At 69.0% G+C, this 25,899-nt stretch carries 21 protein-coding genes, 1 pseudogene and 1 riboswitch; of the genes and pseudogenes, 8 read left to right on the top strand and 14 right to left on the bottom strand.

Annotated features, from left to right (window positions below; all coding sequences use genetic code 11):
* Positions 1-114: 114 nt before the first annotated feature.
* Complete coding sequence (locus AC3A6X_RS23150; protein ID WP_487844407.1) at positions 115-1,464, top strand: peptidoglycan DD-metalloendopeptidase family protein; 1,350 nt, start codon at positions 115-117, stop codon at positions 1,462-1,464.
* A gap of 21 nt (positions 1,465-1,485) precedes the next feature.
* Positions 1,486-2,601, top strand: coding sequence for an anhydro-N-acetylmuramic acid kinase (locus AC3A6X_RS23145; protein WP_487844406.1), 1,116 nt, complete (start codon positions 1,486-1,488; stop codon positions 2,599-2,601).
* Here the strand turns inward: AC3A6X_RS23145 and AC3A6X_RS23140 are convergent.
* From AC3A6X_RS23140 to rplM, 5 genes and pseudogenes are all read right to left on the bottom strand, one after another.
* Positions 2,598-2,978: pseudogene (locus AC3A6X_RS23140) on the bottom strand (MFS transporter); the annotation flags it as partial. The gene AC3A6X_RS23145 and the pseudogene AC3A6X_RS23140 overlap by 4 nt on opposite strands.
* Entirely contained in the window at positions 2,891-3,136 is a 246-nt protein-coding gene (locus AC3A6X_RS23135) for a hypothetical protein (protein ID WP_487844547.1), read from the bottom strand. The gene AC3A6X_RS23135 and the pseudogene AC3A6X_RS23140, both read right to left, overlap by 88 nt.
* A 64-nt stretch (positions 3,137-3,200) precedes the next feature.
* Positions 3,201-3,566 (bottom strand): iron-sulfur cluster insertion protein ErpA, encoded by a 366-nt coding sequence (erpA, locus tag AC3A6X_RS23130; RefSeq protein WP_487844405.1) that lies wholly within the window; start codon positions 3,564-3,566, stop codon positions 3,201-3,203.
* 131 nt (positions 3,567-3,697) lie between these two features.
* Complete coding sequence (gene rpsI / locus AC3A6X_RS23125) at positions 3,698-4,090, bottom strand: 30S ribosomal protein S9 (RefSeq protein WP_106557717.1); 393 nt, start codon at positions 4,088-4,090, stop codon at positions 3,698-3,700.
* Positions 4,091-4,102: 12 nt separating this feature from the next.
* Positions 4,103-4,534: a 50S ribosomal protein L13 gene (gene rplM / locus AC3A6X_RS23120; RefSeq protein ID WP_028249522.1), complete on the bottom strand. Its 432-nt coding sequence runs from the start codon at positions 4,532-4,534 to the stop codon at positions 4,103-4,105.
* 184 nt (positions 4,535-4,718) lie between these two features.
* Here rplM and AC3A6X_RS23115 point away from each other — a divergent pair, with 184 nt between their 5' ends.
* Positions 4,719-5,621 carry a 23S rRNA (adenine(2030)-N(6))-methyltransferase RlmJ gene (locus AC3A6X_RS23115; RefSeq protein WP_487844404.1) on the top strand — a complete coding sequence of 301 codons (903 nt, stop codon included), beginning with the start codon at positions 4,719-4,721 and terminating at the stop codon, positions 5,619-5,621.
* A gap of 13 nt (positions 5,622-5,634) precedes the next feature.
* Here the strand turns inward: AC3A6X_RS23115 and AC3A6X_RS23110 are convergent, their stop codons facing one another.
* The 4 genes from AC3A6X_RS23110 to ahcY are packed head-to-tail and all read right to left on the bottom strand — an operon-like array spanning position 5,635 to position 9,367.
* The gene (locus tag AC3A6X_RS23110; RefSeq protein ID WP_487844403.1) at positions 5,635-6,315 is read right to left on the bottom strand and encodes a septal ring lytic transglycosylase RlpA family protein; all 681 of its coding nucleotides are present in this window, start codon (positions 6,313-6,315) and stop codon (positions 5,635-5,637) included.
* Positions 6,312-7,145 (bottom strand): methylenetetrahydrofolate reductase [NAD(P)H], encoded by an 834-nt coding sequence (metF, locus tag AC3A6X_RS23105; protein ID WP_487844402.1) that lies wholly within the window; start codon positions 7,143-7,145, stop codon positions 6,312-6,314. Before metF ends, AC3A6X_RS23110 begins: the two co-directional genes overlap by 4 nt.
* Positions 7,123-7,920, bottom strand: a complete 798-nt coding sequence (locus AC3A6X_RS23100; RefSeq protein ID WP_487844401.1) for a TlyA family RNA methyltransferase — start codon at positions 7,918-7,920, stop codon at positions 7,123-7,125. The genes metF and AC3A6X_RS23100 overlap by 23 nt, the downstream gene beginning before the upstream one ends.
* Before the next feature lie 19 nt (positions 7,921-7,939).
* Positions 7,940-9,367 carry an adenosylhomocysteinase gene (ahcY, locus tag AC3A6X_RS23095; RefSeq protein ID WP_309967725.1) on the bottom strand — a complete coding sequence of 476 codons (1,428 nt, stop codon included), beginning with the start codon at positions 9,365-9,367 and terminating at the stop codon, positions 7,940-7,942.
* Positions 9,368-9,429: 62 nt separating this feature from the next.
* Positions 9,430-9,497: riboswitch (S-adenosyl-L-homocysteine riboswitch) on the bottom strand.
* A gap of 95 nt (positions 9,498-9,592) precedes the next feature.
* On the opposite strand from ahcY, the gene AC3A6X_RS23090 reads away from it, so the two are divergent.
* The 3 genes from AC3A6X_RS23090 (at position 9,593) to AC3A6X_RS23080 (ending at position 13,857) form a co-directional block, all read left to right on the top strand.
* On the top strand, positions 9,593-11,221 hold the full coding sequence (locus AC3A6X_RS23090) for a peptide chain release factor 3 (RefSeq protein ID WP_487844400.1): 1,629 nt from the start codon (positions 9,593-9,595) through the stop codon (positions 11,219-11,221).
* 208 nt (positions 11,222-11,429) lie between these two features.
* Positions 11,430-12,260, top strand: coding sequence for an HAD-IIB family hydrolase (locus tag AC3A6X_RS23085; protein ID WP_487844399.1), 831 nt, complete (start codon positions 11,430-11,432; stop codon positions 12,258-12,260).
* A gap of 172 nt (positions 12,261-12,432) precedes the next feature.
* Positions 12,433-13,857 carry an FAD-binding oxidoreductase gene (locus tag AC3A6X_RS23080; protein ID WP_487844398.1) on the top strand — a complete coding sequence of 475 codons (1,425 nt, stop codon included), beginning with the start codon at positions 12,433-12,435 and terminating at the stop codon, positions 13,855-13,857.
* Between the two features lie 6 nt (positions 13,858-13,863).
* Here the strand turns inward: AC3A6X_RS23080 and AC3A6X_RS23075 are convergent, their stop codons facing one another.
* Positions 13,864-14,700: a DUF4399 domain-containing protein gene (locus AC3A6X_RS23075; protein WP_487844397.1), complete on the bottom strand. Its 837-nt coding sequence runs from the start codon at positions 14,698-14,700 to the stop codon at positions 13,864-13,866.
* A gap of 119 nt (positions 14,701-14,819) precedes the next feature.
* Entirely contained in the window at positions 14,820-15,257 is a 438-nt protein-coding gene (trxC, locus tag AC3A6X_RS23070; protein ID WP_487844396.1) for a thioredoxin TrxC, read from the bottom strand.
* 75 nt (positions 15,258-15,332) lie between these two features.
* On the opposite strand from trxC, the gene AC3A6X_RS23065 reads away from it, so the two are divergent.
* Both AC3A6X_RS23065 and hmpA read left to right on the top strand, forming a co-directional pair.
* Positions 15,333-16,178, top strand: coding sequence for a GNAT family N-acetyltransferase (locus tag AC3A6X_RS23065; RefSeq protein ID WP_487844395.1), 846 nt, complete (start codon positions 15,333-15,335; stop codon positions 16,176-16,178).
* A 101-nt stretch (positions 16,179-16,279) separates the two neighbouring features.
* Positions 16,280-17,494, top strand: coding sequence for an NO-inducible flavohemoprotein (hmpA, locus tag AC3A6X_RS23060; protein WP_487844394.1), 1,215 nt, complete (start codon positions 16,280-16,282; stop codon positions 17,492-17,494).
* Between the two features lie 68 nt (positions 17,495-17,562).
* On the opposite strand, the gene AC3A6X_RS23055 is transcribed toward hmpA, so the two are convergent.
* From AC3A6X_RS23055 to uvrA, 3 genes are all read right to left on the bottom strand, one after another.
* Complete coding sequence (locus AC3A6X_RS23055; protein ID WP_487844393.1) at positions 17,563-18,519, bottom strand: tripartite tricarboxylate transporter substrate binding protein; 957 nt, start codon at positions 18,517-18,519, stop codon at positions 17,563-17,565.
* Positions 18,520-18,614: 95 nt separating this feature from the next.
* Complete coding sequence (locus AC3A6X_RS23050; RefSeq protein ID WP_487844392.1) at positions 18,615-19,661, bottom strand: histone deacetylase family protein; 1,047 nt, start codon at positions 19,659-19,661, stop codon at positions 18,615-18,617.
* A complete protein-coding gene (uvrA, locus tag AC3A6X_RS23045; protein ID WP_487844391.1) occupies positions 19,661-25,801 on the bottom strand; it encodes an excinuclease ABC subunit UvrA in 6,141 nt (2,046 codons plus the stop codon). The genes AC3A6X_RS23050 and uvrA overlap by 1 nt, the downstream gene beginning before the upstream one ends.
* Positions 25,802-25,899: the final 98 nt, after the last annotated feature.

The following is a 25,899-nucleotide window of genomic DNA, read 5'->3' as shown; positions in this document are numbered from 1 at the left end:
CCCGACTTTTTCAAGCGCCGGATTCTAAGCGGCGCTTCCCGCACCGCCCTGCCGCCCGTCCCGACACGGCCCCTTGCAGCGCGGATTTGCAGAACCTGAGCTGGAATTCGTAGTTTGATCAAGGGCATTTTGGCCGCCGAGGAGGCGCTTGCTTCCCGGGTGGCTTATACATTCCGGACATACCCGCGGCAGATCACGGCGGCCATCGCCGCCCTGCTGCTGTCCGCCGGTGGTGGCGCCTTTGCCGTCGCCTCGCTCGGGCCCGATGCGTCCGAGCTCCCCGTCCAGCAGGTGTTCGAGGCGGTCAAGCCGCTCGCCTTCGCCGACCAGGTGGAAGCGCTCGACACCCATGGCTTCACCCTCTTTCGCACCGAGATCACGCGCTCGAGCGACACCGCCGAGGCGCTACTGCGGCGTCTGGGCATTGCCGACGATGCCGCCGCCGCCTTCGTGCGCGGCAATGCCGAGGCGCGCATGGCGCTGCTCGGGCGCGCCGGCCGCACCGTCACGGCCGAGGCCGCGCAAGACAACAGCCTCCAAAAGCTCAGCGCCCGCTGGATGCCCGACGGCGACGGCGGCTTCAAGCGCGTGGTGGTCGAGAAGGTCGGCAGCAGCTTCCGCGCCCGCACCGAAACCGACGCGCTGACGCCCGGCACCCGTCTGGCCAGCGGCATCGTGCGCAGTTCGCTGTTCGCCGCGACCGACGACGCGCGCATCCCCGATACGGTGGCCAGCCAGCTCGCCGACATCTTCTCGGGCGACGTCGACTTCCGCGCGCTGCGCAAGGGCGACCGCTTCGCCGTGGTCTACGAGACCTTCGACGCCGACGGCCAAACACTGCGCAGCGGTCGCGTGCTGTCGGCGGAGTTCGAAAGCAACGGCAAGCTCCACCAGGCCTTGTGGTTCCAGGAGCCCGGCCAGAAGGGCGCCTACTACCGGCCCAACGGCGACAGCCTGCGCCGCGCCTACCTGAGCTCGCCGGTCGAGTTCACGCGCGTGTCAAGCGGTTTCGCGATGCGCATGCATCCGATCCTCAATAGCTGGCGCCAGCACAACGGCGTCGACTATGCGGCACCCACCGGCACCGCGGTGCGCGCCGTGGGCGACGGTACGGTGGAGTTCGCGGGCACGCAGAACGGCTACGGCAACATCGTGATCGTGAACCATCGCAACAACCAGCAGACGGCCTATGCGCACCTCAGCCGCATCGACGTCAAGGCCGGCCAGACCCTGACCCAGGGCCAGACCGTGGGCGCCGTCGGTTCAACCGGCTGGGCCACGGGGCCGCACCTGCACTTCGAGTTCCGGATCAACGGCGAGTACCACGACCCCTCGACGATCGCCCAGCAGGAAGGCGGAGCACCGATTTCGGCGGGCGCTCGCCCGGCCTTCGAGCGCCTGGCGTTGGCCACCCGCACCGAGCTCGCGGCGGCCTTCTCCGTCGTCCAGGCCAGCGCCGACTAGGCGCATTCACACCGCTGCGGCATGGCTGAAGAACTCTTCATCGGCCTGATGTCCGGCACCTCGCTCGACGGCGTCGACGGCGTCCTGGCCGACTTCTCCGGCGGGCGCATCGCGGTGCGTGCCCATGCGACGGCGAGCTTCCCGGTCTCGCTGCGCGCCGAGCTGATGGCGCTCAACTCCCTCGGCGGCGACAACGAGCTGCACCGCGCCGCGCTGGCCGGCAACGGGCTTGCGCGGGTCTACGCGGGCGTGGTCGAGCAGCTTCTTGCCGACACCGGCACCTCTCCCACGGCCGTGGCCGCCATCGGCGCGCACGGGCAGACCGTGCGGCACCGGCCCGGCGAATTCGACGACGTCGGCTACACCCTGCAGATCAACAATCCCTCGCTGGTCGCGGAGCTCACCGGCATCTGCGTGGTGGCCGACTTCCGCAGCCGCGACCTCGCGGCCGGCGGCCAGGGCGCGCCTCTGGTACCGGGCTTCCACCGGGCGCTGTTCGCCCGCGGCGAGCAGGCGGTGGCGGTGCTCAACATCGGCGGCATCTCCAACCTGAGCCTGCTGCCGGCGGGCGAAGGCACGGTGCTGGGCTTCGATTGCGGTCCCGGCAACGCGCTGCTCGACCACTGGTGCCAGAGCCACATCGGCCAGCCCTTCGACACCGGCGGCCGTTGGGCCGCCACCGGTCGCGTGCTGCCCGACCTGCTTTCGCGCTGCCTGGCCGACGCGTACTTCGCCAAGTCGCCGCCCAAGAGCACCGGCCGCGACCTGTTCAATCCCAGCTGGCTGGCCGCGCGGCTGAGCGGCGCCGCAGCTCAGCCGGCCGACGTGCAGGCCACGCTGGCCGAGCTGACGGCCTTGGTCTGCGCCACCGAGCTGCAGCGCCATGGCGAGGGCATCCGCTTGCTGATCGTCTGCGGCGGCGGCGCGCTCAACGACCATCTGATGACGCGGCTGCGCGCACTGCTGCCTGCGATGCAGGTGCTCTCCTCGGCCGAGCGCGGCCTGCCGCCCCAGCAGGTCGAGGCGGCCGCCTTCGCCTGGCTGGCGCGCAGCACGATGCGCCGCGAATCCGGCAACCTCGCAAGCGTCACGGGCGCGCGCGGGGCACGCGTGCTGGGCGCGATCTACCCGGCCTAGTGCTGGCCCGAGACCTCGGGCTGCTCGGGCTGCACGGTCCGCGCATGCGGCGGCAGATGCCAGAAGATCAGGGCCGAAGCCACGGTGATGAGGCCCATGGTCGTGAAGGTCGCCTGGAAGGCATGCAGCGTCGCCAGGACGCTCGCGCTCCCGAAGACTTCCGAGTAGCCCGCCAGCACCGCGCTGGCAGCCGCCACGCCCAGGCTCATCGCCAGCATCTGCACCATCGATAGCAGGCCATTGCCGCTGCTGGCCATGGCCTCGTCGAGGTCGCGCAAGGTCACGGTGTTCATCGCGGTGAACTGCAGCGAGTTGACCGCGCCGAAGGCCACCAGTTGCAGGATGTGCAGCGCCACCGGCTGTCCGTCAGCGAATAGGCCACCACCACCGACTGGATGCGCAGCGGGCTCTCGCCCAGGCTCGCGGCCATGGCCGGCAGGGCGGTGTTGATGCTCGTGGCGTCCAGCGTCTGCATGAAGAAGCCGACGGCGACCAGCCACAGCAGGCTCTTGCGCGTGGAGACGGAGGTGCTCATGGGAAGAAACGACAGGCAGCAAAAAGCCGCCCGAAGGCGGCTCTTTTGTCTGACGCTCAAGCCATCAGGCGGAGAAGCTGGATCCGCAGCCGCAGGTGCTGGTGGCGTTGGGGTTCTTGATCACGAACTGGGCGCCTTGCAGGTCTTCCTTGTAGTCGATCTCGGCGCCGACCAGGTACTGGTAGCTCATGGCATCGATCAGCAGGGACACGCCGTTCTTGGTCATGGTCGTGTCGTCCTCATTGACGATCTCGTCGAAGGTGAAGCCATACTGGAAGCCCGAGCAGCCCCCGCCCTGAACGAAGACGCGCAGCTTGAGGTCGGGGTTGCCCTCTTCGGCGATCAGGTCGGCCACCTTGGCGGCTGCGCTGTCCGTGAAGACGATCGGGTCGGGCATTTGGGGTTGAACGTTTTCGGCAACGGCACTCATGGAAAGTGGACTCCTGTGGAGGGGCCGAACGGAGCGGCCAACGGGAAGATGCTACTGCAATAACCAAAAAGCCGCCCGAGGGCGGCTTTTTGGCAGTGCGAGCAATAAGCCCAAAGCAATCGGCGGACCGATCAGCGCTTCGAGAACTGCTTGCGGCGGCGTGCCGAATGCAGGCCGACCTTCTTGCGCTCCACTTCGCGGGCGTCGCGAGTCACGAAGCCGGCCTGGCTCAGCACCGGCTTGAGCGATGCGTCGTAGTCGATCAGCGCGCGGGTAATGCCGTGGCGCGTCGCGCCGGCCTGGCCCGATTCGCCGCCGCCTGCCACGTTGACCATGATGTCGAAGGTCTCGACGTTGCCGGTCAGGAAGAGCGGTTGCTTGGCAATCATGATCGAGGTCTCGCGGCCGAAGTACTCGGTGATGTCCTTGCCGTTGACCGTGACCTTGCCGGAGCCTTTTTTCAGAAACACGCGGGCGACGCTGGATTTGCGACGGCCGGTGCCATTGTTCCATTCACCAATCATTCTCAAGGCTCCTTAGAGTTCCAGCACTTTGGGCTGTTGGGCGGTATGCGGATGCTCTGCACCGCCGTACACCTTGAGCTTCTTGATCATGGCGTAGCCCAACGGACCCTTGGGCAGCATGCCCTTGACGGCCTTTTCCAGGGCGCGGCCCGGATGCTTGGCTTGCATGTCGCGGAAGTTGGTGGCCGTGATGCCGCCCGGGTAGCCCGAGTGGCGGTAGTACACCTTGTCAAGCGGCTTGGCGCCGGTGACGCGCAGCTGGGCTGCGTTGATGATGACGATGAAGTCACCGGTATCGACGTGAGGCGTGTAAATGGCCTTGTGTTTGCCGCGCAAACGGAGAGCAACTTCGCTGGCTACTCGTCCGAGGACCTTGTCGGTCGCGTCAATCACAAACCACTCGTGCGTCACGTCAGCGGGCTTGGCGCTGAACGTTTTGGTCATGAGTTTTCCTTGGAAGGAAGTGGTTTGGCGGGCCCTTTTCCACGGTCGGTGTTCCTCTGGTGGGAATCTCTTAGGTGGGGTGACATGCTCCGCCGCGGGGCCGCAAAGCGCTGCGAAGCCCGCGATTATACAAAGAATGACCCAAACGGAGCAACGGCGCGGCCAGGCAGTTACCATCCCCCCCATGTTCAGCTACCGCCACGCCTTCCATGCCGGCAACCACGCCGACGTGCTCAAGCACACGGTGCTGATTGCCGCGCTGGAGCACCTGCTCGAGAAGGACACCGCCCTCACGGTGGTCGACACCCACGCCGGCGCCGGGCTGTACCGGCTCGACGGCGACTACGCCGGCACCAGCGGCGAAGCGGCCGAAGGGGTGCTGCGGCTGGTCTCCGAGACCCAGCCCCAACCCGACCCGGCACCGCTCGCCGACGCCCTGGCGCGCTACCTCGCGGTGGTGCGCGACTTCAATCCCAAGGGCGGCGCGCGCATCTATCCCGGCTCGCCCTTCATCGTGCAGCACCTGCTGCGCGACCACGACAAGCTCAAGCTCTTCGAGCTGCATCCCACCGATTCCCGCACGCTGAGCGCCAACATCGCCCAGCTGGAGGCCGGCCGCCGAATCGTTGTGCTGCACGAGGACGGCTTCGGCAGCGCCACCAAGTTCCTGCCGCCGCCCTCGCGCCGCGCGCTGGTGCTGTGCGACCCGAGCTACGAGATCAAGAGCGACTACGGGCGCGTGCTCGACTTCGTGGCCGAGGCGCTCAAGCGCTTCGCGACCGGCAGCTACGCGATCTGGCACCCGATCATTCCGCGGCCGGAGTCGCACGACCTGCCGCGCCGCCTCAAGACCCTGGCCACCAAGTCCGGCAAGCCCTGGCTGCACGCGACGCTGACCGTCAAGTCGAGCAAGATCCTGACCGACGCGACCGGCGCCACGCACCGGCCGGGGCTGCCCGCGAGCGGCATGTTCCTGATCAACCCGCCGTTCACGCTGAAGGCCCAGCTCGAGGCGGCCCTGCCGCAGATGGCGAAGCGCCTCGCGCAAGACCGCCACGCCGCCTTCTCGCTCGAACACGGCGGCTGAGCCGCACCGGTCTTCAGCGCCGCAGGCGCGGCGGCACCTCGCGGGTACGCCGGGGCGCGGAGTTCCTGGCCGGCTTCGCGGCCACGGCCTCCGGCGGCGGCGCATCGATCACGGCAGGGTCGATCACCGTGTCGCCGCAGCGCGTCGTGTTCTTGTCCGCGATCGACAGCGCCACCTGCTTGATCCCCATCCCCAGCATGCCCAGCGCATCCGCCGCGGCGCGGCTGAGGTCGATGATGCGCCCGGCCGAGTAGGGCCCGCGGTCGTTGATGCGCACCAGCACCTCGCGCCCGTTGACCAGGCTGCGCACGCAGACGCGAGTGTTGAAGGGCAGCGTCTTGTGGGCGGCGGTCATTTCGGTCATGTCGAAGCGCTCGCCGTTGGCGGTCTTGCGCTGGTGAAACTGAATGCCGTACCAGGAGGCGCCGCCGCGCTCGAAGATCTCGCGCGGCCCTGTATCGCCCGGCACGCCGTCGTCCTCCGACGTGCCCGACCCCGCGAGGTCGTAGAGCACCGATGGCACCTGGGAGCGCGGCGGTGCGCCGGGCGGCAGCACGAGCTGGCGTGCCAGCGGGCGCAGGCCGGTCCCGCTTTCGCCGGTCGAAGGTGACGGCGCTGGCGGGGTGGTGCAGGCGGCCAGCGCGGAGGCCGCCAGAACCAGCGCGAGCCCTTTGGCGAGCCAGGCCCCCCTCATCCTTCCCAGCCCAGCCGCTCCAGCAACGCGAGCGTCGCCACCGACTGGTTCATGGTGTAGAAGTGCAGCGCTGGCGCGCCGCCGCTGGCCAGGCGTGCGCAGAGCTCGGTCACCACATCGAGGCCGAAGGCCTTGATCGATGCCGTGTCGTCGCCGAATCCCTGCAGCCGCAGCCGGATCCAGCGCGGGATCTCGGCACCGCAGGCATCCGAGAAGCGCATCAGCTGCGTGGAGCTGGTGATCGGCATGATGCCCGGCACGATCGGCGTGTCGAGCCCCAGCCTGCGGGCCTCCTCGACGAAGCGGAAATAGGCCTCGGGGCTGAAGAAGTACTGCGTGATCGCCGAGTCGGCGCCGGCGTGCACCTTGGCCGCGAAAGCCTGCAGGTCGGCCTCGGGCGAGCGCGCCTGCGGATGCACCTCGGGATAGCAGGCGACCTCGATGTGGAAGTCCCGGCCGGTCTCTTCGCGAATGAAGGCGACCAGGTCGCTCGCGTAGTGAAATTCGCCGCCCATGCCGTAGCCGCTGGGCAGGTCGCCGCGCAGCGCCACAAGCCGCTTGACGCCCATCGCCTTCAGCTCTTTCAGCTGCTCGCGCACCGTGGCGCGGGTCGCGCCAATGCAGGAGAAGTGGCAAGCCGCGTCGACGCCCTCTTCCAAGATTTGGCGCACCGTGCCGAAGGTGCCATCGTGCGTGGAGCCGCCGGCGCCATAGGTCACCGAGCAGAACTCGGGCTGGCGCGCATAGAGCTGCTGGCGCACGGCGCGCAGCTTGGCCGCGCCTTCGGGCGTCTTGGGTGGAAAGAACTCAAAGCTCAACGGAAGGCGCACGGCCGGCTCCTGGTGGGCCGCTCGCGAGAGCGGCATGAATGAAGAATTCGCGGTTGCCGTCGCCACCCGCGATGGGACTGTCGAACCAGCCCCGCACCTGCAGGCCGAGCGCGTCGCAGGCCGTGCGCAGGCGCTGCTCGACCACCGGATAGAGCGAGGCATCGCGCACGATGCCGCCCTTGCCGATCTGTGCCGGCTGCAGTTCGAATTGAGGCTTGACCAGCATCAGAAGTTCGCCCGTCGTGGCGAGCAAGGGTAGCAGGGCCGGCAGCACCAGCGTGAGCGAGATGAAGGACAGGTCGCCGACGATCAGGTCGAACTGCGCGTCTGCCGGCGCTGCCGCGGCCCACGCCGAGGCATCGAGCGCGCGTGCGTTGACGCCCTCGACCGCCGTGACGCGCGCATCGCCGCGCAGCCGCGCATGCAACTGGCCATGCCCGACATCGACACCCACCACATGCGCAGCGCCCTGCTGCAGCAGGCAATCGGTGAAGCCGCCGGTCGACTGGCCGACATCGAGGCAACGCCTGCCGCGCGCATCGATGCCCGCCGCGGCCAGCGCGCCCTCGAGCTTGAGCCCGCCGCGCGACACATAGCGCGCCTCGGCCGCGTCGAGCAGTTGCAGCTCGGCATTCACGGGCAGGTCCTCGGCGTTCTTGGCCACCGTGCGCCAGCTGGTGCCATCGCGCCAGCGCAGGCCGCCCGCGATCAGACGCACGGCCTGCGAGCGCGAGGCCGCCAGGCCGCGTTCGACGAGCAACTGGTCGGCGCGCACGATGCGGCGCGGCTCCCGATCAGTAGCGGTAGGTGTCCGGCTTGTACGGACCGTTCTTGTCCACGCCGATGTAGGCGGCCTGCGCATCCGTCAGCACCGTGAGCTGGGCGCCGAGCTTGGACAGCTGCAGGCGCGCGACCTTCTCGTCCAGGTGCTTGGGCAGCACGTAGACCTTGCCGGCCTGGTAGGCGTCGGGCTTGGTGAAGAGCTCGATCTGGGCGATGGTCTGGTTGGCGAAGGAGGAGCTCATCACGTAGCTCGGATGGCCCGTGCCGCAACCCAGGTTCACCAGCCGGCCCTTGGCCAAGAGGATGATGCGCTTGCCGTCCGGGAAGATCACGTGGTCGACCTGCGGCTTGATCTCTTCCCACTCGTACTTCTCGAGCGAGGCGACCTCGATCTCGTTGTCGAAGTGGCCGATGTTGCAGACGATCGCCTGGTTCTTCATCGCGGCCATGTGGGCGTGCGTGATGACGTCCTTGTTGCCGGTGGTGGTGACGAAGATGTCGGCCTTGTCGGCTGCGTACTCCATGGTCACGACGCGGTAGCCTTCCATCGCGGCCTGCAGCGCGTTGATCGGGTCGATCTCGGTCACCCACACCTGGGCGCTCAGCGCGCGCAGGGCCTGGGCCGAGCCCTTGCCCACGTCGCCGTAGCCGGCCACCAGCGCCACCTTGCCGGCGATCATCACGTCGGTGGCGCGCTTGATGCCGTCCACCAGCGACTCGCGGCAGCCGTAGAGGTTGTCGAACTTGCTCTTGGTCACCGAGTCGTTCACGTTGATCGCGCGGAACAGCAGCGTGCCCTTGGCGCTCATCTCGTTGAGGCGGTGCACGCCGGTGGTGGTCTCCTCGGTCACGCCGATGATCTCGGCCGACTTGCGGGTGTACCAGGTCGCGTCGACGGCCAGCTTGGCCTTGATCGCGGCGTAGAGGATGCGTTCCTCGTCGCTGGTCGGGTTGGCCAGCACGCCCTGGTCCTTCTCGGCCTTCTGGCCCAGGTGCATCAGCAGCGTGGCATCGCCGCCGTCGTCCAGGATCATGTTCGGGCCTTCGCCGGCCGCGCCCTTGGGGCCGAAGTCGAAGATGCGGTGGGTGTAGTCCCAGTAGTCTTCCAGCGATTCGCCCTTGATCGCGAACACCGGCGTGCCGGCGGCCGCGATGGCCGCGGCTGCGTGGTCCTGGGTGGAGAAGATGTTGCACGAAGCCCAGCGCACGGTCGCGCCCAGGGCCTGCAGCGTCTCGATCAGCACCGCGGTCTGGATCGTCATGTGCAGCGAGCCGGTGATGCGCGCGCCCTTCAGCGGCTGGCTCTTGGCGAACTCGTCGCGGATGGCCATCAGGCCGGGCATCTCGGTTTCGGCAATCTTGATTTCCTTGCGGCCCCAGGCGGCAAGGGACAGGTCGGCGATCGCCTGGTCGGCGGTGGATTTGAGAACAGCGCTCATGTTGGCTCCAAACAAGTTTGAATGATGCCGCTGCGGTCGGGGGAAGAACTCACCGCGAGAACAGCGGTTGAGCGTGGTTGCGATGGGATCCGAGCCTCACGCCTGGCGGCGCTGCAACGCTCCTCGGAAGCGGCGGATTTTACCCGAGCGGCGCCCGAACGCCACCGGCATCGATAATTGCGGGTTCGGCCGGCTTCTGCGGCCGCTTTGGATTCCCGCCTCCCCATGTCCTTCGCCTCCGAAACCCGCCGCCGCCGCACCTTCGCGATCATCTCCCACCCCGACGCCGGCAAGACCACGCTGACCGAGAAGCTGCTGCTCTTCTCCGGCGCGATCCAGATCGCCGGCTCGGTGAAGGCGCGCAAGGCCTCGCGCCATGCCACTTCCGACTGGATGGAGATCGAGAAGCAGCGCGGCATCTCGGTAGCCAGCTCGGTGATGCAGATGGTCTACCGCGAGCATGTGATCAACCTGCTCGACACGCCCGGCCACAAGGACTTCTCCGAGGACACCTACCGCGTGCTCACCGCGGTCGACTCCGCCCTGATGGTGATCGACGCGGCCAACGGCGTGGAGGCGCAGACGCGGCGGCTGATCGAGGTCTGCCGCCAGCGCGACACGCCCATCATCACCTTCGTCAACAAGATGGACCGCGAGGTGCGCGAGCCGCTCGACATCCTCGACGAGGTGGAGCGCGAGCTCGGCATGCCCTGCGTGCCGATGACCTGGCCCGTGGGCCAGGGCAAGACCTTCCGCGGGATCATGAACCTGCGCACGCAGGCCATGACGGTGTTCGAGTCGGGCAGCGAGCGCCTGCCGCAGGACTTCGAGACCATCGCGCTGACCGAGCGCGAGACGCTGACCCAACGCTTCGGCACCGACTTCGAGAGCGCCATGGAAAGCATGGAGCTGGCCACCGGCGCCTCGCCCACCTGGGACCGCGAGGCCTTCCTGGCAGGCAAGCAGACGCCCGTGTTCTTCGGCTCCGGCGTGAACAACTTCGGCGTGATGGAAGTGCTCGACGCCCTGGTCGACCTGGCGCCCTCGCCGCGCTCGCGCATCAGCACCACCGTGGTCAACCGCCAGCCGGTGGTGAAGGAAATCCGGCCCGAGGACAAGGATTTCGCGGGCGTGGTCTTCAAGGTGCAGGCCAACATGGACGCCAACCACCGCGACCGCATCGCCTTCGTGCGCATGGCCTCGGGCAAGTACACGCCGGGCATGAAGCTCAAGGTGCAGCGCACGGCGAAGGAACTGCGGCCCACCAGCGTCGTGACCTTCATGAGCCAGCGGCGCGAGGCGGTCGAAGAAGCCTACGCGGGCGACATCGTGGGCTTCACCACGCATGGCGGCGTGCAGCTGGGCGACACCATCACCGACGGCGCGAGCCTGCAATTCACCGGCCTGCCCTTCTTCGCGCCCGAGCTCTTCATGACCGTGATCCTGAAGAACCCGCTGCGCACCAAGCAGCTGCAGCAAGGCCTGGCCCAGCTCGGAGAGGAAGGCGCCATCCAGGTGTTTCGCCCCGAGGTCGGCGGCCCGATGCTGCTGGGCGCCGTCGGCCAGCTGCAGTTCGAAGTGGTGCAGCACCGCCTGAAGGCCGAATACGACGCCGACGTGCGGCTCGAGGGCTGCCAGTACACGGGCGCGCGCTGGATCACGGCCGACACCCCAGCCGAGCTGCGCGAGTTCGTCAACGCCTACCCGGCGCGCATGGCCAAGGACGCGGCCGACACGCTGGCCTTCCTGTGCACCTCCCCGTACGACGTGCGGCTGGCGCAGGAGCGCTTTCCGAAGATCCACTTCCATCCGCTGCGGGAGCACGCAGGGCTGGCGTTGCAGAGCGCCGGCTGACGCAGGCTCAACTGCCCGTCGAAGCGTAGTGGCGCCGCAGCGCGCCCATCACGCCGGGGTCGCGCTCGGAAATGCGGTAGGTCTTGCGGAGCTGGTCGACGAGGATGTGGGGCATGGAAGGGCGCCGCACCGGGCTCGATAGCGCGGCGGGGGCGGGATGCTACACGAAAGCGCCGGTAGGATCGCGACTCCTCGAGGATTCCTTGCCATGACGCCGCAGCTCCCGCCCGCCTCGCCCCAGCACCTGTTGCCGTTGACCCGGTGGGACGCGGCCGCGCGCAGCGCGCTCATCGGCGTGTTCACCGACATCGACGACACGCTGACCACCGAGGGCGCCATCACGCCCGATGCACTCCAGGCCATGGACGCGCTCCACGCGGCAGGCTTGAACCTGGTCGCCATCACCGGCCGGCCGGTCGGCTGGAGCGAGCCTTTCGCGGGCGTCTGGCCGGTCGATGCGATCGTGGCGGAGAACGGCGCCGTCGCGCTGGTGCGCACGGCCGAGGGCCGGATCGAGAAGCGCTACCAGCAGGATGCCGCCACGCGCGCGCGCAACTTCGAGCGCATGCAGGCCGTGCTCGCGCGCATCGAGCGCGAGATCCCCACGGCCCGGCGCGCCACCGACTCGGCCGGGCGGGAATGCGACATCGCCATCGACCACAGCGAGTTCACGCAGCTCGGCGATGCGACCATCGCGCAGGTGGCGGACCTGATGCGCAGCGAGGGCATGCACGCCACCGTCAGCAGCATCCACATCAACGGCTGGTGGGGCGATCACAACAAGCTGGAGGGCGCCCGCTGGATCGTGCGCGAGCTCTGGGCCCGTTCGCTCGACGACGAGACGCAGCGCTGGGCCTACGTGGGCGACTCGACCAACGACGCGCTGATGTTCCAGCACTTCGCCCACAGCGTCGGCGTGGCCAACGTGCGCCGCTTCGAGGCCGCGCTGTCGCATCTGCCGCGCTACGTGGCGCCGAGCGAGCGCGGCGCCGGCTTCGCCGAAGTCGCGGCCGCCATCCTCCAGGCGCGCCGGGCCTGAGAAGCCGAGGCTGGCGGGCGCCATGCCTTCGGGCATTGGACAGCCCCGGGACCACGAACTATTCTGAGCCGAAGGCCCGCCTCGCCAACGGAAGGCTCTGTCTGCATGGACGTCGCAAGAGGCGGTGCGACGCCCGCCCTGCTGCGCGCGTCGCAAGCAAAAGGAGGATTCCATGCCAGACCTGCAACTCAAGTCGCGCGCGGGTGCGAGCGTCAACATCGCCGAATCGGCGCTGGCGGACTTCGGCGCCGCCCTGCGCGGCCGCCTGCTGACGCCGGAAGCACCCGAGTACGACGAGGCCCGCGCCGTCTGGAACGCGATGATCGACCGCCGCCCAGGCCTGATCGTGCGCTGCGCGGGCGCGGCGGACGTGATCGGCGCGGTTCGCTTCGCAAGCGCGCACGATCTGGTCCTGGCGGTGCGCGGCGGCGGCCACAACATCGCGGGCAATGCGGTCTGCGACGGCGGTTTGGTGATCGACCTGTCGGCGATGCGCTCGGTGCGCGTGGATCCGGAGCGCCGCATCGCCCGCGTCGAGCCCGGCGCGACGCTGGCCGACGTCGACCGCGAGGCGCAGGCCTTCGGCCTCGCCACCTCGCTCGGCATCAACTCCACCACCGGCGTCGCCGGCCTCACGCTGGGCGGCGGCTTCGGCTGGCTGAGCCGAAAGCTGGGCCTCACCATCGACAACCTGCTCTCGGCCGATGTGGTGACCGCCGCCGGCGAACTGCTGGAAGCGAGCGACAGCCGCAATCCGGATCTGTTCTGGGCCATCCGCGGCGGCGGCGGCAACTTCGGCGTGGTGAGCTCCTTCGAATTCCGCCTGCATCCGGTGGGGCCGAACGTGCTGTCGGGGCTCATCGTCCATCCGCTGGACGAGGCGCCCGAGGTGCTGCGTTTCTACCGCGACTTCGCTGCCGCGGCACCGGACGAGCTGGCCTGCTGGTTCGTGATGCGCCAGGCCCCGCCGCTGCCCTTCCTGCCGCCCGAGTGGCACGGCAAGGAGATCCTCGCCCTGGCCGTGTGCTACTACGGCGAGCAGGCCGAAGGCGAGCGCCTGCTGAAGCCGCTGCGGGCCGTCGGCCGGCCGATTGCCGACGTGATCGGCCCCACGCCCTTCCTGGCCTGGCAGACCGTGCTCGATCCGCTGCTGGCGCCGGGCATGCGCAACTACTGGAAGTCCCATGACTTCCGGCAGCTCGACGATGGCCTGATCGAGGTCTTCATCGACCACGCGCGGCGCATCCCCGACCCGCAGACGGAGATCGCCTTCGCGCAGTTGGGCGGCGCCGTGAGCCGGGTGGCCCACACCGCCACCGCCTACACCCATCGCGATGCACAGTTCGTGGTCAACGTGCACGGCCGCTGGGCCGACCCTGCCAGGGACGCCGCCTGCGTCGGCTGGGCGCGCGAGCTCTTCAAGGCGGCGACGCCCTTCGCCACCGGCGGCGTGTACGTGAACTTCCTGACGCAGGAAGAGCAGGACCGCGTGCATGCCGCGTACGGCGAGAACTACGCGCGGCTGGTGGCGCTCAAGAACAAGTACGACCCCTCGAACCTGTTCAGCGTCAACCAGAACATCCGGCCCGATGTGTGAGCGCTTTCACGGCACGGTGAAGGCCACCGGCCTGGCGCGTGCCATCGTCGCGCCGTTGCCGTTGTTCAGCAGCTCGACCCGGGCGCTGTAGCTGCCCTTCGGCGGCCGGAGCCAGAGCTCGGTCTGGCCGCCGTCGAGCTCGATGACTTCGGCCTTCTGCCCCGGCCGCTCCAGCGTCAGGCGGAAATGCCCCGTGTCCGGCAGCCTGGGCGCGGCGTGCGAGATGTTGTAGCCGCTCGCGTGCAGCTGGATGCGCAGCGGCAGCTGCACCGTCGTGCGATCGGCCGGGCTCAGCATTTCGATGCGCGACTCGCCCAGCAGGCTGGCCGGGGCGACGCCCTTGTTCTGCCGGCTGACCGTGAGCCGCAGCGGCTTGCTGTAGACGAAGAAGGGAATGTGGCCCTGGTCGGCCAGCACCAGGCGCAGCGAGTAGCTGCCCGGCGGCAGGTCGACCACCGTCTCCATCTGGCCCTTGCCGAAATGGATGTACTGCTCGGTGAAGGGCAGCGGCTTCCTGAAGTCCAGCGGCAGCGGCTGGTTGATCAGCAGGTGGTGATGCCCCGCATGGCCGGCGCTGTGGCCGGCGGGCACGATGCCGCGCATCGACAGCCCGAAGCGCGCCACGAAGGGCGACTCGAGCGTGGCGCCGTCCTTGAGATTGGTGAAATGAGCCTCGGGCGACCAGCTGGGCGGCGGCACCACCCATTTGTGGACCGGGAGCTCGCCGGGCTCGGGCGGGGCTTCGGGCGCCTGCGCGGCAGCACCGCCGGTCAGGAGCACCAGACAGGCCAGCGCGGCCAGGGATCGACTCGCCGGTGCAATCCGACGCATGGAAGCAAACATGCAGGCACCCCCTCCAGGAAGATTGCCGGATTGTCACATCGCCCTCCGAAGCGCGGCGTGTCCGCCGTGTGACGCATGCCACGTTCGCGCGATCTGCGCGAGCGTTCGCGGAAGAAGGCTCAGCCCAGCTGCGCCCGCGTCCAGCGCACGATATCGGCCGTGCCCATCGCGCCGGCCTGGCGGGCGATCTCGCGGCCCCCACGGAACAGGGCCAGGGTCGGGATGCTGCGGATGTTGAAGCGCGAAGCCAGCGCCGGCACGGCCTCGGTATCGACCTTGGCCAGCCGCACCTGCGGTTCGAGCTGCGCCGCTGCCTGCTCGAAGCCGGGCGCCATCTGCAGGCACGGGCCGCACCAGGGTGCCCAGAAATCCACCAGCACCGGGATCTCGTTGCGGCCGATGTGACGCTCGAAGGCCGCCTGGTCCAGCGCGGTCGAGCGGCCGCCGAAGAGCGGGCGGTGGCAGCTGCCGCAATCGGGCGCGCTGCCCAGCTGCGCCTGGCGCACGCGGTTGGTGGTGTGGCAATGGGGGCAGACGATGTGCAGCGATTCGTTCATGGGGGACTCCGGCGCGGTCATTCCGGGGAGCTGGGGCCGGGTGCGGCGAATGCAAGCGGCGCGACAATGCCGCCCATGGAATGCACCATCCGCAACATGCGCCGCGACGAAGTCGCGATGGCGATCGAATGGGCCGCGGACGAGGGCTGGAACCCCGGCCTGCACGACGCCGCCTGCTTCCACGCCGCCGATCCCGATGGCTTCCTGGTCGCCGAATGCGGCGGCGAAGCGGTGGGCTGCATCTCCGCCGTCTCCTATGCCGGCCGCTTCGGTTTCATCGGTCTGTACATCGTGCGGCCCGACTGGCGCGGGCGCGGCATCGGGCTTCGCCTCTGGACGGCGGGGATGGAGCGGCTGTCGGACCAGGTCGTGGGCCTCGATGGCGTGCCCGCGCAGCAGGACAACTATCGCAAGAGCGGCTTCGTGCTGGCCTGGAACAACGTCCGCTTCGCCGGCACGGCCGGTGCCGCAACGCCCGCCGCGGGCGCGCCGATCGTGCCGCTCGCGAGCGTGGACTTCGCCGCGCTGTGCGCCGACGACCGTCGCGTCTTCCCGGCACCGCGCGACGCTTTTCTGCGCTGCTGGACCGCCATGCCGGACGCCACCGGCCTGGCCTGGCTCGCGGAAGGGAAGATCGCGGGATGGGGCCTGATCCGGCGTTGCCGCGAGGGCCACAAGATCGGCCCCCTGGTGGCCGACACCCCCGGGATTGCGAACGCGTTGTACGCCGCGCTGTGCGCCGCCGTGCCGAACGGCGACACGGTGTACCTGGACGTGCCAATGCCCAACGCCGCCGCGGTCGCCCTGGCCCAGGCGTGCGGGCTGCGCAGCGTCTTCGAGACCGCGCGCATGTACGCGGGCCCGGCGCCGGCCTGTGAGTTGCAGCGGGTCTTCGGTATCACGAGCTTCGAGCTCGGCTAGGTGGCTCTCGCCGCGGCGGACAGTGACTTGCCTGCGCGGTGTTGACGCGGCGGCTCGCGCGTCCTATACCGGACGGCTTCGCACCTGAGATGGAGAAATCGATGCTGACGCCATCCACCATTGCAACAGTCAAAGCCACGGCGCCGGTCCTTGCCGAACACGGCTTCACCATCATCCAGCGCTTCTACGAGCGCCTGTTCGAGGCTCATCCCGAGTTGAAGAACCTGTTCAACATGCGCCATCAGGAGCGCGGCGAGCAGCAGCGTGCGCTGGCCGCCGCGGTGCTCGCCTACGCGGTGAACATCGACAACCTGCAGGCGCTCGGTCCCGCGGTCGCTCGCATCACGAACAAACACGCGAGCCTGAATGTGCTGCCCGAGCAATACGCCGTGGTGGGGCAGCACTTGCTGGGCGCCATCAAGGAGGTGCTTGGCGACGCGGCAACCGAAACCATCCTGGGCGCCTGGGCGCAGGCCTATCAGGCACTGGCAGACCTCATGATCGGTGCCGAGGCCGCGCTCTACGACGAGGCAGCGGCACGCCCGGGCGGCTGGCGAGGCTGGCGCAACTTCGTGGTTCGCCACAAGCGGGTTGAAAGCGACGTGATCACGTCCTTCTTCCTCGAGCCGGAGGACGGCCTGGCGCTCGCCGATTTCGAGCCGGGCCAGTACATCAGCATCGTCGTCGATGTGCCGCGCCTGGGTCTGCAGCAGGTCCGCCAGTACAGCCTGTCGGACGCGCCGAACGGAAGAAACTATCGAATCTCCGTGAAACGCGAGAGCGACGGCGACGCGCAGACGGCGGGCTACGTGTCGAACCTGCTGCACGACTTCGTGAAGAAAGGGGACATCGTCAGGATCACGCCGCCCTTCGGTGACTTTCATGTCGACATGAAGGCCAAGACGCCGGTGGTGCTCGTCAGCGGCGGCGTCGGGCTCACGCCGCTGGTGAGCATCATGAAGGCCGTGCTGAAGACCACCGACCGCGAGGTGGTGTTCGTCCATGGAGCGCGCAACGGAAGCGTGCACGCGATGAAGGATCGAGTCAGGGCATCCGCGGACACGAACCCGAAGCTGACGAGCATCGTGTTCTACGACGCGCCGCTGGAGAGCGACGTGCAGGGTTACGACCACGATCATGTGGGCATGGTGGACTTGCGCAAGGTCTCGGATGCCGTCCTCAAGCCGGATGCGGACTACTACGTCTGCGGCCCGCTGCCTTTCATGCGACAGCAGGTGGAGACACTCAAGGCGCTCGGGATCGACGAGGCCAGGGTGCACTACGAGGTGTTCGGCACGGACGTATTCGAGGAATAGGTCCGGGCATCGCGGGGGCCATCGGCAGCGGCTGGGATCGTTGCTTCGAACCCAGCCCCCGCCCGCGCTCACTGCGGCTTGGCCAGCCCCAGCTTCTCGATGAGCGCCTTCTCGCGCGTGAAGGTGGTCTGGGCGAACTTCGTGTAGTCGGCCGTGCTCATGTAGTTGGGCAGCATGTCGTAGCGTCCGAGCGCCGCCACGTAGCTGGGCTCTTCCATCGCCTGCTTGAAGGCGTCGTGCAGCTTCTTCACCACCTCCGGCGGCGTGCCCTTGGGCACGCCGATGCCGAAGGGCGAGCTCTGCACGATGTCGTAGCCCAGCTCCTTCAGCGTCGGTGCATCCGGGAACTTGCCCAGCCGCTTCTCGCCCCAGGTGTTGAGCACGCGCAGCTTGCCGGCCTCCACCTGCGGCGCGAAGCCGGTGCTGTCGGCCGCGGCCATCAGCTGGCCGCTGAGCACCGCCAGCATCAGGTCGGCGCTGCCCTTGTAGGGCACATGCTGCAGCTCGATGCCGGCCTTCTGCGCGACCAGTTCGGTGGTGAGGTGGGGGGTGGTCAGGTTGCCGGTCGAGCCGTAGGTCAGCTTGCCGGGATTGGCCTTGGCATAGGCCACGAAGTCCTTCCAGGTCTTGAACGGACTGTCGGCCGGCACCACGATGCCGAAGGCATAGCCGGTGACGTTGATCACGTAGCTGATGTCCTTCACCGGGTCCCAGGTGATCTTGGTGGTGTAGGGCAGGCGGAACACGCCCAGCGGGGTCTGCCCGACGGTGTAGCCGTCCGGCTGCGCGGTCTGCAGCGCCTGCGCGGGCAGCGTGCCGCCGGCGCCGGGCTTGTTCTCGACCACGATCGGCTGGCCGAGGATCTTCGAGGCGTTGTCGGCCAGCTGGCGCATCGTGATGTCGGTGGGGCCGCCGGCCGGGAAGGCGACCAGGAGCTTGATCGGCTTGGCAGGGAAGCTCTGGGCATGCGCAGCGGCGGCAGCGGCCAGGCCGAGGGCGGCGCACAGGAGGGAACGGCGAAACATGGGACAGCTCCAGAACAGAAGGGAAAGGCCCGCCATTTGGCCGCGAGGCCGTGGTTCGGGCAATCGGGGCCGACCCCTGGCCTGTCGCAGGAGCGTCAGGCCGCCTGCTGCATGAAGCCCTCGAGCACGTTGACCGCGTTGACGCCCACCTCGGCCACCGCATAGCCGCCCTCGAAGACGAACACGGTCGGCAGCCCGGCGCGCGCCAGGTCCGCGCCGATGCGCAGGTAGTCGGTCGTGGCCAGCTTGAAGCCGGCGATCGGATCGCCCTCGAAGGTGTCGAGCCCCAGCGAGACCACCAGTGCGCCGGGCTTGAAGGCGGCAATGCCGGCGAGGGCGGAACGCAGCGCCTCGCGCCACGCTGCGAAGCCGGTGCCGCGCGCCAGCGGCAGGTTGCGGTTGAAGCCCAGCCCGGCGCCGACACCCTGCTCGTCCGCGTGGCCCAGGTAGTAGGGGTATTCGGTGTGCGGGTCGCCGTGGATGCTGGTGAACTGCACGTCGGCGCGCCCGTAGAAGATCGCCTGCGTGCCGTTGCCGTGGTGGTAGTCGATGTCGAGCACCGCCACGCGCTCGACGCCGGCGTCGCGCAGCGCCTGCGCCGCGATGGCCGCGTTGTTGAGGAAGCAGTAGCCGCCGAAGAAATCGGCGCCCGCATGGTGGCCCGGCGGGCGCGTCAGCGCGAAGGCGGCGCGCTCACCCTGCAGCACGTGCGAGGCCGCCGCGAGCGCGCAGCCGGCACCGGCTCGCGCTGCGGCCCAGGTGCCGGCGGTGAGCGGCGTGCCGGCGTCGTAGGAGAACAGGCCCATGCGCGCCGGAAAGCTCGCGGGCAGCACGTCATGGCGGAAGCTGCGGATCGGCCAGTAGGAAGGCAGCGCGTCGCGCTGCGCATTGGCCGGATCGAGGGCGACCCATTCGTCCCACGCACCGGCGAGGAAGTCGAGGTAGCGCGGCGCATGCACGCGGGCCAGCGCGGCCTCGGCGACCTCGGCGGGCGTGTCGATGGCACCGAGTCGGCGCCGCTTCAGTTCCTCCAGCACATAGTCCGCACGCGCCGGCACCTCGAAGCAGGGCACCAGCTCGCCGCGGAACATCTCGACCTTGCCGTGGTGCAGCGCGTGGCGGTCGTTGTAGAAGGTGTGCATCACGCCTCGCGTCGCATCGGCACCGGCGCTGCCTGCACCGGCAGTTGCACCACTTCATGCCGCTGCACGCCGCGCGCCAGCACCGGCGCCAACGCGACCCCCGTGTGCGTGCGCAGCCGCACCACTTCCTCCGGCGGCGCGGCCGCCACCACCCGGCCGCCGCCATCGCCGCCCTCGGGACCGAGGTCGATCAACCAGTCGGCCTCGGCGATGACATCGAGGTCGTGCTCGATCACCACCACGCTGTGGCCGCCGTTGACCAGCCGGTGCAGCACATGGATCAGCTTCTCCACATCGGCCATGTGCAGGCCCACCGTCGGCTCGTCGAGCACATAGAGCGTGTGCGGCGCCTTGTTGCCGCGGCGGGTGACGTCGTCGCGCACCTTGCTGAGCTCGGTCACCAGCTTGATGCGCTGCGCCTCGCCGCCCGAGAGCGTGGGCGAGGGCTGGCCCAGCGTGAGGTAGCCCAGGCCCACGTCCTTCAGCAGCTGCAGCGGATGGCTGATGTTGGGCATGGAGGCGAAGAACTCCACCGCCTCGTCCACCTCCATCTGCAGCACGTCGCCGATGCTCTTGCCGCGCCAGCTCACGGCCAGCGTCTCGGGGTTGAAGCGCGCGCCATGGCAGACCTCGCAGGGCACCTTGACGTCGGGCAGGAAGCTCATCTCGATGGTGCGCACGCCCGCGCCCTCGCAGCCCGGGCAGCGGCCTTCGCCGGTGTTGAAGCTGAAGCGGCCGGGGCCGTAGCCCCGCGCCTTGGCTTCCAGCGTGTCGGCAAAGAGCTTGCGGATGGTGTCCCAGAAACCGATGTAGGTGGCGGGGCAGCTGCGCGGCGTCTTGCCGATGGGCGTCTGGTCGACCTCGAGCACACGGTCGACGGGCTCGTAGCCTTCGACGGCGGCGCAGCCGGTCCATTTGGGGCGCTTGCCGGCAGCGTCGGCGTCGCGGCCGGCCTTGGTCATGCGCTGCACGACGATGGCGTGGACGTTGGCAAGCAGCACGTCGCGCGCGAGGGTGGATTTGCCGGAGCCGCTGACGCCGGTGACGGCGACCAGGCGGTTCAGCGGCAGAGTCACGGTGACGTCCTGCAGGTTGTGCAGGTTGGCGCCGCGAACGGTCAGCCAGCGCAAGTAGTTGACTCCCTCCCCCTCTGGGGGAGGGTTGGGGTGGGGGCGCGCGGCGCTCGTTTTGACGCGCGGTTGCGTAGCGGAGGCCGTGCCCCCACCCCCGCCCTCGCCCGGAAGGGGAGGGAGAAAGACAGTGCGCCTGGGCTGAAGGGGGTGCTTGATGGCATCGCGCAGGTAGCGCCCCGTCTGCGAATCGTGCGCGGCCTCCAGATCGGCCACGCTGCCCTCCGCCACGAGCCGCCCGCCGCGCTTGCCCGCGCTCGGCCCGATGTCGATGATGTGGTCGGCGCGGCGGATGGTGTCCTCGTCGTGCTCCACCACCACCAGCGTGTTGCCCTTCTCGCCCAGCTTGTGCAGCGCGTCCAGCAGGATCTGGTTGTCGCGCGCGTGCAGGCCGATGGTGGGCTCGTCCAGCACGTAGCACACGCCCTGCAGGTTGCTGCCCAGCTGCGCCGCGAGGCGGATGCGCTGGGCCTCGCCGCCGGAGAGCGTGGGCGCGCCGCGGTCGAGGGTGAGGTAGCCGAGGCCGACTTCCTCGAGGAATTCGAGACGGCTCCTGATTTCGGGAACGAGGTCGCGTGCGATCTCGGCCTGGCGCCCGGTGAGCGCGATGTGGTCGAACCAGATGCGGATGTCGGTCACGCTCATCCTCGCGAGCTGCGTGATGGCGATGCCGCCCTCACCCCAGCCCTCTCCCGCAGGCGGGAGAGGGAGCAAATCGGGATCCGTCGCCGCGGCCGCGCGAGTGAGCAAGGCGGGGTCTGCGCCTGCACCCGGGCTTGGCTCCCTCTCCCCTCCGGGGAGAGGGCCGGGGTGCGGGGCATCCCCCCGGGCATCCCCGCCGAACAACACAGCCCGCGCCTTCGGATTGAGCCGCATCCCCTGGCACGTGGGACACGCCACATCGCCCACGTCCTCCACTTCAGGCTCCGCGAAGGTCTGCTCCCGCCCCCGGTTGTCCGCCGCCATCGTCGAATCGTCGTAGACCTTGCGCTGGTCCTTCGTGAGCTTGACGCCGGTGCCCACACAGTCCGGGCACCAGCCATGCTTGCTGTTGTACGAGAACAGCCGCGGGTCCAGCTCGGCATAGCTGGTGCTGCACACCGGGCAGGCGCGCAGCGTGGAGAACACATGAACGCGGCCGATGCCCGCGGTGGCCACGCCCGCCATCATGGCGCCGCGCAGGCCGGTGAGCTCGCTCAGCACATGCACCACGCCCTTGCCGTGCTCCAGCGCGCGCGCCAGGGCCTCGCGCAGCTCGGCCTCCTTCGCCGGCTCCACGTCGAGGCTGGCCACCGGCAGCTCGATGGTGTGCTCCTTGAAGCGGTCGATGCGCGGGAAGCCGGTGGTCGGCAGGAATTCGCCATCCACGCGCAGGTGCGTGAAGCCGCGCGGCCGCGCCCAGTCGGCCAGCTCGGTGTAGACGCCCTTGCGGTTGCTCACCAGCGGCGCCAGCAGGCCGATTTGCTGGCCGCGGAAATTCTTCAGCAGCTGCGCCGCGATGCTGTCGGGCGTCTGCGGCTGCACCGCCGCGCCGTCGTGGATGCAGTGCTGGATGCCCAGCTTGACGTAGAGCAGGCGCAGGAAGTGCCAGACCTCGGTGGTGGTGCCCACCGTGCTCTTGCGCCCGCCGCGCGACAGCCGCTGCTCGATCGCGACCGTGGGCGGGATGCCGTAGACAGCGTCCACCTCGGGCCGGCCGGCCGGCTGCACGATGCTGCGCGCGTAGGCATTGAGCGATTCGAGGTAGCGCCGCTGCCCTTCGTTGAACAGGATGTCGAAGGCCAGCGTGGACTTGCCCGAGCCGCTGACGCCGGTCACCACGCTGAACTTGCCGCGCGGGATGTCCACCGACAGGTTCTTGAGGTTGTGCTCGCGCGCATGGACGATCTGGATCGCATCGCGGCCGGGCGCCTGCTGCTGCAGCGCGCGCGCCGCATACGAGCGCGCGGCGCGCTCCGCCACCTTGTAGGCGCCGGGGCCGATGGCCAGGTCGTAGTCGACCAGCGCGGCGCCGGTCAGCGAGGCGCGGTTCTCGCGCACCTGCTCGGGCGTGCCCACCGCCACCACCTGGCCGCCGCCCTCGCCGCCTTCGGGGCCGAGATCGATCAGCCAGTCGCTGGCACGGATCACGTCGAGGTTGTGCTCGATCACCACCAGCGAGTGGCCGGCATCGAGCAGCTTGCGCAGCGCGCGCATCAGGCGCGCGATGTCGTCGAAGTGCAGGCCGGTGGTCGGCTCGTCGAACAGGAACAGCGTGCCCTTGCGCGCCAGCGGTTGCTTGCTGGCGCTGCCGCTCTTCGCGGCCTCGGCCAGGAAGCCCGCCAGCTTGAGGCGCTGCGCCTCGCCGCCCGAGAGCGTCGGCACAGGCTGACCCAGCTTCACGTAGTCCAGACCGACGTCGACGATGGGCTGCAGCACGCGCAGCACCTCGCGGTCGCCGGCGAACAGCGCCGCGGCTTCGGCCACAGTGAGCTCGAGGATGTCGGCCACGTTGTGGCCGCGTCCGCCGCGCTCGACCTTCACCTCCAGGATCTCGGGCCGGTAGCGCTTGCCGTCGCAATCGGGGCAGCGCAGGTAGACGTCGGAGAGGAACTGCATCTCCACATGCTCGAAGCCCGAGCCGCCGCAGGTCGGGCAGCGCCCGTCGCCGCTGTTGAAGCTGAACTTCGAGGCGGTGTAGCCGCGCTGCCGCGACAGCGTCGCGGTGGCGAAGATCTCGCGGATCGCGTCCCACGCGCCCACGTAGCTCGCGGGGTTGGAGCGCGCCGTCTTGCCGATCGGCGACTGGTCGACGAAGACCACGTCGCTCAGATGATCGGCACCCAGCAGCCGGTCGTGCGCGCCGGGTGACTCGGTGGACCGGCCGAAGTGGCGCATCAGCGCGGGGGCCAGCACGTCCTGGATCAGCGTCGACTTGCCCGAGCCGCTGACGCCGGTCACGCACACCAGCCGCGCCAGCGGGAACTCGACCGTGATGTCGCGCAGGTTGTGCTCGCGCACGCCTTCGAGAATGAGGCGCGCCGTGTTGTCGCTCACCATGCGCTTGAAGCCCATGCCGATCTGCTTGCGACCGCCCAGGTACTGGCCGGTCAGCGTGTCGGCATGGCGCAGCGCGGCGGTGTCGCCGTCGAACACGATCTGCCCGCCGCGTGCGCCGGGGCCCGGGCCCATGTCGATCACGCGGTCGGCGGCCAGCATCACGGCCGGGTCGTGCTCCACCACGACCAGCGTGTTGCCGGCGTCGCGCAGGCGCAGCATGGCCTCGGTGATGCGGTTCATGTCGCGCGGATGCAGGCCGATGCTGGGCTCGTCGAGCACGAACAGCGTGTTGACCAGCGAAGTGCCGAGCGCGGTCGTGAGGTTGATGCGCTGCACCTCGCCGCCGCTCAGGGTGCGGCTCTGGCGGTCGAGGGTGAGGTAGCCGATGCCCACGTCGTGGAGGTAGCGCAGGCGGGTGGTGATTTCCTCGAAGAGGAGCTTGAGGGCCTGGGTCTCCCCTTGTCTTCCTCCCTCCCCCTCTGGGGGCGGGTTGGGGTGGGGGCTCGCGGCGCTTGCAACGCCCGCCTGCCCCCACCCCTGCCCTCCCCCAAAGGGGGAGGGAGTTGCAGCCATGCCATCGAAGAACTGCCTCAATCGCTCGATCGGCAACAGCATCAAGTCATGCAAGCACAGCCCCGGCAGCGCCTCCAGCTGCTCGCGCGACCACTTCACCCCCACCGGCATGAAGCGCTTCGCCGGCGCCAGCACCGCATCCGCGTCCTGCTTGCTGCCGATGCGCCACAGCAGGCTCTCCAGCTTGAGCCGGGCTCCCCCGCAGGCCGGGCAGGGCGTGTAGCTGCGGTACTTGGACAAGAGCACGCGGATGTGCATCTTGTAGGCCTTGCTCTCCAGGTAGCCGAAGAAGCGGCGCACGCCATACCACTGCTGGTTCCACTTGCCGTTCCAGTGCGGCGAGCCCTCGATCACCCAGGCCTGCTGCTCGGGCGTGAGCTTGTTCCAGGGCGTGTCGCGCGGAATGCCCGCCGCCTCGGCATGCCGCATCAGGTCGTCCTGCGCTTCCTTCCAGGCCGGCGTCTGGATGGTCTTGATGGCGCCGGCGCGCAGCGTGAGCTTGTCGTTGGGGATCACCAGGCCCAAGTCCACGCCGATCACCCGGCCGAAGCCGCGGCAGGTCTCGCAGGCGCCCACGGCCGAGTTGAAGGAGAACATCGAGGGGATCGGGTCCGCGTAGCGGATATCGCTCTCGGGGCAGTGCAGGCCGGTGGAGAACTTCCACACTTCAGTCTCGCCGCCTTCCTCCGAGGACAGGGCATGCACGGTCAGCCGCCCGCTGCCGCGCTTCAGCGCCACCTCGATCGCCTCGATCACGCGCGAGCGCTCGGCGCCGGCCATGCGGAAGCGGTCCGCCACCACGTCCAGCACCTTGCGCGGCCCCGTGGGCGTGGCGACCTCGCGCTCGCCCTGCACCCGCGTGAAGCCGCTGGCCGACAGCCATTGCGCCACCTCGTCGGCACTCGTGCCGGCCGGCAGCTCGACCGGAAAGGTCAACACCACGCGCGGATCGCCGACGGCGGCGGCCCTGGCCACCAGCTCGGCATAGATCGAATCCGGCGAATCGTGCCGCACCGGCAGCGCCGTCTCGCGGTCGAAGAGCTGCGCGGCGCGCGCGTACAGCAGCTTCAGGTGGTCGTTGAGCTCGGTCATCGTGCCGACGGTCGAGCGCGAGGAGCGCACCGGGTTGGTCTGGTCGATCGCGATGGCGGGCGGCACGCCCTCCACCTTGTCGACGGCCGGCTTGTCCATGCGGTCGAGGAACTGCCGCGCATAGGCCGAGAAGGTCTCGACGTAGCGCCGCTGGCCCTCGGCATAGAGCGTGTCGAACACGAGGCTCGACTTGCCCGAGCCGCTCGGGCCGGTGACCACCGTCATCTCGCCGGTGCGGATGTCGAGGTCGAGATTCTGGAGATTGTGCTGACGCGCACCGCGTATCCGGATGGAGCCCTGTGTCATGAGTGCCTTGGGGTGGGGCAGACATTCTAGAAACCGGCGCGCGACATCGTGCAAAGGTTCACATGGCCGGCCGTTGGGCAGGGGTTTACGTGGAGAAA

It is taken from the genome of Variovorax sp. Soil_C_12 (genome assembly GCF_057657375.1).
The sequence above is the reverse complement of the archived record's forward strand: the minus strand, read 5'-3'. Positions and strand labels throughout refer to the sequence as shown.